The organism is Leptolyngbya sp. CCY15150 (assembly GCF_016888135.1).
GTDB lineage: Bacteria > Cyanobacteriota > Cyanobacteriia > RECH01 > RECH01 > RECH01.
In genome coordinates this window covers 1-604 of the sequence record NZ_JACSWB010000107.1, presented here as the reverse complement: position 1 = coordinate 604, position 604 = coordinate 1, and the positions used below count along the sequence as shown (strand labels likewise).

Genomic DNA, 604 nt, shown 5'->3' with positions numbered 1-604 from the left:
GGGGGTGGCGGTATGTTCTGGGGCTGATGATCATCCTCTTTGCGTGGCTGATCGTCGGTAGTGGTGCCAGCGTACTCGTCGCGTTCGCGCTCGGCGGCCAGGCAGACCCCTCGGGGCTCGGGCTTGTGGAATACTACCTGTTTGTCATGGCGAGTTTCCTGTGCTTCTTCGTGGGAATCCTGATCGCTGTCGCCCTCGTCCACCGCCGCCACCCCCAGACGCTCATCACAGCGCGGAAGCGGATAGACTGGCATCGGGTCGGTCATGGATTCGTAGCGTGGTTCGTTCCGTACTGCCTGATCGGTGGGCTGGGGCAGTATCTGCTTTACCCGGATACCTTCTCCTTTACCTCCAGCCTCATAACATTTGCGCTTTTTGTGCCGCTGGCGCTGGTGCTCACCGCGATCCAAACGACCACCGAGGAGCTTTTCTTTCGCGGATATATCGTGCAGGGCGCGAGCCTTATCTGGAGCAACCGCGTTTTTCTGGCAATCGTGCCAGCCGTTATCTTTACCCTGCCGCACCTCCTTAACCCGGAGGCGCGGGCGGGCGGCTGGCTCACGATCTTTTCCAACTACTTCTTCGTTCCGGGTCTGGTGTGGAC

The 604-nt window shown here is 59.9% G+C and carries 1 protein-coding gene; it reads left to right on the top strand.

All coding sequences use genetic code 11. The annotated features are described in order from the left end of the window. A partial coding sequence (locus JUJ53_RS01285; protein ID WP_204150174.1) for a CPBP family glutamic-type intramembrane protease occupies positions 1–604 on the top strand: 604 nt, incomplete at both ends.